This is a genomic window from Streptomyces sp. NPDC048659 (assembly GCF_040650575.1).
In the GTDB taxonomy this organism is placed as follows: domain Bacteria; phylum Actinomycetota; class Actinomycetes; order Streptomycetales; family Streptomycetaceae; genus Streptomyces.
Genome location: NZ_JBEZHM010000075.1, coordinates 23,653 through 31,046, shown reverse-complemented (window position 1 = coordinate 31,046; position 7,394 = coordinate 23,653). Strand labels below are relative to the sequence as shown.

The following is a 7,394-nucleotide window of genomic DNA, read 5'->3' as shown; positions in this document are numbered from 1 at the left end:
GGATGACGACGCGCCCCTGGCGACCGTCCGGCAGCTCCACGCCTCGTAACCCACCCGTTCGCACGGCGGCGCTGCACCTCACGGTGCGGCGCCGGACCTGGAAAAGGCTGAGGCCGGTCGCGGAGCGGCGTGCCCCGTGATCCGGCGGGGCCCGTCAGCCCCAGTCGACGATCCGCATGGCCGCGCCGGCCGCCTCGCGGCCGCGACAGTGGGCGCGGTGGTGGGCGAGGACCGCCTCGATGTCCAGGTGGCGGCCGAACGCGGGCTGGGCGGCGAGCCTTTGGGCGTAGGCCCAGAGGGCGGGGTGGTCGGCGACGCGTTCCATGGCGGCGGCGTCGAGGTGCCAGCGGTGGACGGTGTCGAGCTGGACGAGGGTGACCCAGACGGTGACGTCGGCGGCGGTGGGCGCGTCGCCGAGGACGTACGGGGTGCGGGCGAGCCGCCGTTCGAGGGAGCCGAGGGCGGCGAAGAGGACGGTGAGCGGGTCGTGGTGGGCGGCCTGGTCGTCGAGGCCGAGTTCGCCGGCGCGCTGGGCGGCGGCGTGGACGCTGCGCGCGCACAGGTCGGCGACGGCGCGGATCTCGTCCTGGCGGCCTTCGGGGAGGAGTTCGGGTCCGTCGCCGCGGAAGCGGAGGGCGAGGTCGCGCAGGATGTCGGGGATGTGGGTGGAGACGATCCGGCCGGTCCACTCGTCGCTGAGGACGGGTGCGGCGGCGGGTCCGGCGTACTGGTGGGCGCTGGCCTCGTACAGCGGGCGCAGGGTGGCGTAGCCGCCGTCGGCGGTGTCGGGGGTGGCGGGCAGGACGGTCAGCGGGAGCGCCTCGTCGAGGCCCAGGAGGCTGTGGGTGACGGCGAGGCCCAGACAGCCGGGGTCGGCGGGGGCGAGGTGGAGGCGGTAGCGGCGCGGGACGGCGTAGTGGCCGCTGCGCACGTCGCGCCCGATCCGGCCGCGGAAGGCGGGGGCGGCGGTGGCGGGGACGATCGAGGGGACGACGGAGGGAAGGTCCTCGGGCCGGAGTGCGACGGGGGCGGGGCCGGTGGCGCTGGTGACGCGGGTGTCGCGGGTGATGGACATGCTTCTCCCTGGGGTGCTCGGTGCTGGGTCGCGGGGCGCACGACGGCGTCGGCGCGCGCCGGAGGCAGCAGAGATACGGGTGAGGAGTGCGGGTGCGGTACGCGGGTGCGGAGTGCGGGTGGGGGCGGGCTCCGCGGGGCGCGGAACGGTGGCCGGCGCGGGCCGCGGTGTGGGACGGGGGCCGGGACCGGGTCCGGATCCGGGTCCGGGTCCGGCGGGGGCCGTTCCCCCGTACGGGCGCTACGCCGCGCTGCACACCCGCTGCAGGTCGATGTGGCGGCGCGAGGTGAGCGGCAGGGAGCGCGGCAGGCGGAGGGGGCGCGCCCTGTCCGCCGTGTCCGTGGCTCCCATGGTTCCCTACCTGTTCACTCGGTTTCCCGTTCACGAGTGTGGGATCGTCCACGCCCCCCGTCAAGGGTGCGGAATAATGCGCGTATGCGCATTTCAGCCAGGGCCGATTACGCGGTGCGGGCCGCCCTCCAGCTCGCCGCGGCCCAGGACACCGGGCCACTGAAGGCCGAGGCCATCGCCGACTGCCAGGGGATCTCCCACAAGTTCCTGGAGGGCATCCTCGGCGACATGCGCAAGGGCGGCCTGGTGCAGAGCCAGCGCGGCGGCAACGGCGGCTACTGGCTGGCGAAGCCCGCCGCGGAGATCTCGGTCGCCGACGTCATCCGCTGCGTGGAGGGCCCGCTGGTCTCGGTGCGCGGGGTGCGCCCGCCGGAGCTCACGTACACCGGTCCGGCCGAGTCGCTGCTGACGCTGTGGGTGGCGCTGCGGGCGAACGTGCGGAACGTGCTCGACGGGGTGTCGCTGGCGGAGCTGGCCTCGGCGAAGCTGCCGCCCGAGGTGGTGGCGCTGGCGGAGGACCCGGACGCCTGGACCAATCCGTAACCGTCGACAGGCACCCGTATCCGCTGGTCGGGGGTGTCCCGTACCACCTTTCAAGATGTCATTGTCCGCCATGCGGACGCCTCTTGGGGCCCGGGGCACCCCTCTGTCACTATCCCTACTATTCCAGTGGGGATACTAGGGATCATGTGAGGTGACGTGAGAACGCCGAAGAAGTCCGCGATACGGCCCACCTCCGCGCCGGTCGACCGCTCGGCCGACCGCCCGGCCGACGACGAGATCTGGCCCCGCGTCACCAGGGAACTCGCCGACGACCTCGCCGTCGACGCCCTGTCCCGGGACCGCGCGGGCAAGGCCCCCTTCGACGAGGTGGCCCGGCTCCAGGAGGCCGGACTGCCCGCCCTGCTCACCGCGCCGGGGCCGAGCGGCCGGGGGGCCGACTGGCGGTCCGCCTGCGGGGTGATCCGGGAGATCTCCGCCGCCGACGGCTCGATCGGCGAACTCCTCGCCCACCACTGCGTGCTGTCCTGGACCTCGCGGTTCCTCGGCCCCGCCGCCGGGCCGCTCGACCTCGACACCCGCACCGCCGAGGAGCGCTGGCTGCTCGCCGGGGCGGTCGAGCCGCCCCGCGCCGACACCGCGCCCGACGCGCTCACCCTGACCCCCGCCGGCGGCGGCGCCTACGTCCTCGACGGGCGGCGCCCCTACGCCTCCGGCGTCACCGTCGCCGACCGGCTGGTCGTGGGCGCCCGCTGTACGGAGACGGGCGACCTGCTCATCGTCCTCGTCGACCCCGCCCACCCGGCCGTCTTCACCGACGCGGGCCCCGAACGGGTCGGCCAGCGCCTCGCGGGCGCCGGTACGGTCACCTTCGACCAGGTCCCGGTCACGGCGGCGCAGGTACTCGGCGCGCTCCCCCAGGACGAGCACGCCGTCGCCCCGTACTCGACCCTGGCGCCGCTCGCCCTGCGGCTGCTCCTCGTCCACGTCGGGCTCGGGATCGCCGAGGGCGCGCTCGCCGAGGCCCGTGACATCAGCCGCGCCACCCAGGCGGCGCCGCCGCCCGCCGAAGGAGCCCGGGGCCGGGCCGCGTTCGCGGCGGACTTCCCTCCCGGGCACGCGGGAGCCCTCGCCCGCACCGGCCCGGCGGGCCGCGCGGTCGGCCGGGCCTCCGCCGCCCTCCCGGCCCCGGGACTCGCCGGCTACGCCGACGGCGGCCCCGGCGACGACCCGTACCTCCTGCTCGCCTACGGGGAGCTGGCGACGGCCGCGCACGCCGCCGCCGCGGTGGTCGAGCGGGCCACCGACGCCCTCGCCCACGGCCTGGTCGAGGAACGCTCCCTCGGCGTCGAGGACCTCGCCGACATCGCCGTGCTCGTGGCGGCGGCGGAGACGGTCACCAACCGGGCCGCCGTCGACATCACCACCCGCATCCTGGAGCTCGTCGACCCGGCGACCTCGGCCCGCCCGCACACGGCCGGCCAGGGCTTCGACCGCTTCTGGCGCAACGTCCGGGCCCTCACCGCCCCGGTCTCCCCGGACCACCGCCTCCGCGACATCGGCGACCACTACCTCAACGGCACCCACGCCCGCCTCACCCTGCTGGCCTAAGGGGCGGCGGGGCGGGCCGTCCGGGGCGGGGCGAGGCGGGCGCCCCGGACGGTGACCGGCGGGAGCGGCCGTGATCCGCGGGCTCCAGGACCTAGGCTCGACCCACCGGCTCGGCCGGCGCGCGGGGTCCGATCAGGGCCGGTCGGCACGTCGGCCAGGGACCAACGGCCCTCTTCCGGGGCGGCCGATGGGCCCAAGCTGGAGACACGAGGGCCGGCGTCCCGGCCGGCCCCGACGCCGAGCCGACGGAGGCAGCCTGATGAGTCGTGAGATCGTCGCGGGAGTGGACGGCTCCCCCGAGAGCCTGGCCGCGGCGGACTGGGCCGCGCGGGAGGCGGAGCACCGGGGGCTGCCGCTCCGGATCGTCCACGCCTGGCGCTGGGAACCGCTCGACCTGCCGCTCCTCCAGGACCCGGCCACCCAGCAGCAGGCCGCGCAGGACGTGCTCCGCGAGGCCGAGAGCAGGGTCCGCGAACGCCACCCGGAGCTCCAGCTCACCGCGCGGATCGTCGGCGACACCCCGGTCGCCGCGCTGCTCGACACCGCGCTGGACGCCGACCTGCTGGTCATCGGCTCGCGCGGGTACGGCGCCGTCACCGGCTACCTCCTCGGCTCGTACGGGCAGCAGATCATCGCCGCCGCCCGGTGCCCGGTCGTCGCGGTCCGCTCCCGCGACGGCGCCTCGGCCGAGCCGCCCACCGGAGAGGTGCTGGTCGGCCAGCAGGGCAGCCCCGAGGACAGCGCGCCCGCGCTGCGCTTCGCCTTCGAGACCGCCGCCGCGCGCGGGGCCGGTGTCCGGGCGGTGCGGGCCTGGAGCCTGCCGCCGCTCCTCGCGTACAGCCCGAGCTCGCTGGCCCTCGCCGACGAGGCCGGAGGTCTCGTCCCGTACGAGGAGAAGGCGCTGCGCGAGGCGCTCGCCCCGTGGCGGGAGCGGTACCCCGACGTGCCGGTGACCGAGCACGTCGAGCTGGGCAGCGCCGGGCAGGTGCTGCTGTCGGGTTCGGGCTCCGCCCAGCTGCTCGTCGTCGGACGGCGCGCCAGGCGCGGGGCGCTCGGCTCCCGGATCGGCTCCGTGGCGCACGCGGCGCTGCACCTCGCGCCCTGCCCCGTCGCAGTGGTCCCGCACGAGGTTGACGCTCAGGATTGACGAAGGAGTGTCGCGCTGTCCGGGGCCGGAAAGTGATAGGCCCGTCGCCCCGGTGGCTCTCCCAGCGCCGGACGGTCCGGCGGCCTCGAACAGAGAGCGGAGCCCATGCAGCACGACCCGTACGACGAAGCCGCCGCCGGTCCCCGTCCAGGCCCGCCGCCCGGCCGGGGCGCCCGCGGCCGGCACCGCAAGCCGCCCGGCGGCCCCCGCCGGGACCGCACCGGCCTCGCGGGCGGTGCCCCGTTCCGTACCGCCGTGACGGCGGCGGGAGTGCTGGCCGCCACCCTGACGGTCGCCGCCGGGGTGTACCTGGCGGCGCGGGGCACCCCGGCCGGGGCCGACACCGCTCCGGAGGCCGCGGACGCCCCGCTGCCGGTGGCGACGGTGCCGGCCGGGACGACCGGCGCGGCCCCGGCCGTCGCCGACACCTCCCCCGGCTCCGGATCGGCCCAGCCCGTGACGCGGGTGGCGGCGCGGTCCGCCGCGCAGTACATCGACCAGGTCCTCTCGCTCGCCAACTCCGAGCGCCGCAAGGCCGGCTGCGACCCGCTGCGCTCCGACGGCAAGCTGCGGAAGGCGGCGCAGCGGCACGCCGACGACATGTCCGACCGCGAGTACTACGCCCACAACAGCCCCGAGGGCCGCACCCCCGGCGAACGGATCACGGCCGCCGGATACGACTGGTCGACCTGGGGCGAGAACATCTTCCGCGGCCCGCACACGGCGGCGGAGGCGGTCCAGGGCTGGATGAAGAGCGAGGGCCACCGCAAGAACATCCTGAACTGCGCCTTCAAGGAGGTCGGCGTGGGGGTGAGCCTCGCGGACAACGGACCTTGGTGGGTACAGGACTTCGCCTCCCCGTAGGGCCTCGCAGCTCACCCCAGGGGCGCGGCGAGCTCCTGCACCCAGAGCGTGCCCTCGGGCCCGCGCACCGCGGCGACGCCGGTGTCCCGGTAGGCGCAGTCGAGCATGTTGCGGCGGTGCGGCGGGTCGGCCATCCAGTCGGCGACGACGGCCGCCGGGTCGGCCTGCCCCTGGGCCAGGTTCTCGGCCCAGGCGCTCCAGGAGTAGCCGGCGTTCTCGAAGCGCTTCCCGGCGTCCGTGCCCTCGGGGCTGGTGTGCCCGTAGTAGCCGCGCGCGACCATGTCCCGGCCGTAGGCGCGGGCGACGGCGGAGAGCGTCGGGTCCCTCCGCAGCGGGGCGCAACCGGCCTCGGCCCGGTGCGCGTTGACCAGCTCGTTGACCCGCTCCTCCAGGCTCGGCCGCGGCGCCGCGCTCCGGCTGGGGCTCGGCGTCGGGCGGGGCGAGGGGGGCGGTGTGGTCACGGCAGGCGGGACGGCCGGGGGCGCGGGGGCGGGCGGGGACACGGGCCCCCGCGACTCGACGCGCGCCTCCGGCGCATCCGGCTTCTCCGCCGCGTCGGGTATCTCCGGTACGAGCAGCAGCCCGCCGCCGACCAGCACGGCGACCGCGGCCCCGAGCGCCCACCCCCGCCGCCCGGACCCGCCGGGCCGCGCGTGGTGGGTCGGTGCGGGGCTGGAGGGGGCGGGGCCGGAAGGCGCGGGGCCGGAAGGCGCGGGGCCGGAAGGCGCGGAGCCGGAAGGCGCGGAGCCGGAAGGCGCGGAGCCAGAGGGTGCAGAGCCGGAGGATGCAGGACCTGAGGGGGCGGGACCTGAGGGGGCGGGACCTGAGGGTGCGGGCCCAGAGGCCGCGGGCCGGTCGGCCGGGACGGGCCCCGCCGGAGCCTCCCCCGCCGGAAGCGGCCCCTCCCACCCCACCGACTCCATCCCCCCGGTCCCGGCCCCCGCCCCCTGCGGCCCGTCCCCGCCCGCCGCCCAGGCGAGCAGCGGGGGGACGAGGCCGAAGCCGACCAGGAGGCCCTCCGCCGGGGCGAGGCCGCGGCGGGTGGGGGCGCAGCGGGCGCAGCTGTCCAGGTGGCGGGCGAGGCGCTTGCGCCAGAGCGGGGAGGGGTGGCCGTCCCAGCCCTCGGTGGTCTCGCCGAGCTCAGGGCACGGCGGTACGGCGGCCAGCGCGCGGACGACGCCGCGGCCGGTCTCCAGGCGGGCCTTCATCCGCTGGACCCGGACGGCGGCGTGCCGGGCGGGCACGTCGAGGGCGGCGGCGAGCTCCGCGCGGGTGAGTTCGCCGGCGGCCTCCAGCCACCACAGGGACAGCAGTTCCCGGTCGTCCTCGTCGAGCCAGCGGGTCGCCTCGGCGACCTCGCGGCGCTGGCCGGTGAGGCCGAGGCGGAGGATGGCGAGCTCGGTGAAGTCGCCGGCCGGGTCGGCGAGGGTGGCGGCCCCGTCGAGGCCGGAGAGCGGGGCCTGCCGGAGCTCGCGCCAGCGGTGCCGGACGCGGTTCATGGCGATGGCGACGAGCCAGGAGCGGAAACGCTCCGGGTCGCGCAGGCCCGGCAGGCCGTCGAGGGCGCGGACCATCGTGTCCTGGACGACGTCGTCGACGTCGGCGTGCCCGTCGAGGGCGCGGCCGACGATGTTGTAGACGAGCGGGAGGTAGGCGCGGACGAGCTCGTCGCCGGCGCGCGCGTCACCGGCCCGCGCCGCCTCGACCAGCTCGGCGGTGCGGTGCTCGACGCTGTCCATGTGCTGTGCTCCCTCGTGCCCGGTGACGGTGCCCGCCCGGTGCGGGTCGTCGTCGGGAGACCCAGGGGAGCCTCCGGGACAACACTTTTCCGTGGGTTCTCCGGCC

Annotated in this window: 6 protein-coding genes; 4 read left to right on the top strand and 2 right to left on the bottom strand. The window is 77.0% G+C overall.

Annotated elements, in window-relative coordinates:
* Positions 1-154: 154 nt before the first annotated feature.
* Positions 155-1,075, bottom strand: a complete 921-nt coding sequence (locus tag AB0C99_RS35265) for a glutathione S-transferase C-terminal domain-containing protein (RefSeq protein WP_362483873.1) — start codon at positions 1,073-1,075, stop codon at positions 155-157.
* Between the two features lie 435 nt (positions 1,076-1,510).
* On the opposite strand from AB0C99_RS35265, the gene AB0C99_RS35260 reads away from it, so the two are divergent.
* The 4 genes from AB0C99_RS35260 to AB0C99_RS35245 all read left to right on the top strand — a co-directional run bounded on the left by AB0C99_RS35260 (position 1,511) and on the right by AB0C99_RS35245 (position 5,549).
* Positions 1,511-1,969, top strand: coding sequence for an Rrf2 family transcriptional regulator (locus tag AB0C99_RS35260; RefSeq protein WP_362483872.1), 459 nt, complete (start codon positions 1,511-1,513; stop codon positions 1,967-1,969).
* 156 nt (positions 1,970-2,125) lie between these two features.
* Positions 2,126-3,538: an acyl-CoA dehydrogenase gene (locus AB0C99_RS35255; RefSeq protein ID WP_362483870.1), complete on the top strand. Its 1,413-nt coding sequence runs from the start codon at positions 2,126-2,128 to the stop codon at positions 3,536-3,538.
* 259 nt (positions 3,539-3,797) lie between these two features.
* Positions 3,798-4,685, top strand: a complete 888-nt coding sequence (locus AB0C99_RS35250) for a universal stress protein (protein WP_362483868.1) — start codon at positions 3,798-3,800, stop codon at positions 4,683-4,685.
* A 105-nt stretch (positions 4,686-4,790) separates the two neighbouring features.
* Positions 4,791-5,549, top strand: coding sequence for a CAP domain-containing protein (locus AB0C99_RS35245; protein ID WP_362483866.1), 759 nt, complete (start codon positions 4,791-4,793; stop codon positions 5,547-5,549).
* Positions 5,550-5,560: 11 nt separating this feature from the next.
* On the opposite strand, the gene AB0C99_RS35240 is transcribed toward AB0C99_RS35245, so the two are convergent.
* Complete coding sequence (locus tag AB0C99_RS35240) at positions 5,561-7,288, bottom strand: sigma-70 family RNA polymerase sigma factor (RefSeq protein WP_362483864.1); 1,728 nt, start codon at positions 7,286-7,288, stop codon at positions 5,561-5,563.
* Positions 7,289-7,394: the final 106 nt, after the last annotated feature.

Bases quoted from the DNA above. Each gene is read 5' to 3' on its own strand.
- AB0C99_RS35265 (WP_362483873.1), bottom strand. From the start codon at position 1,075: ATGTCCATCACCCGCGACACCCGCGTCACCAGCGCCACCGGCCCCGCC.
- AB0C99_RS35260 (WP_362483872.1), top strand. From the start codon at position 1,511: ATGCGCATTTCAGCCAGGGCCGATTACGCGGTGCGGGCCGCCCTCCAG.
- AB0C99_RS35250 (WP_362483868.1), top strand. From the start codon at position 3,798: ATGAGTCGTGAGATCGTCGCGGGAGTGGACGGCTCCCCCGAGAGCCTG.
- AB0C99_RS35245 (WP_362483866.1), top strand. From the start codon at position 4,791: ATGCAGCACGACCCGTACGACGAAGCCGCCGCCGGTCCCCGTCCAGGC.
- AB0C99_RS35240 (WP_362483864.1), bottom strand. From the start codon at position 7,288: ATGGACAGCGTCGAGCACCGCACCGCCGAGCTGGTCGAGGCGGCGCGG.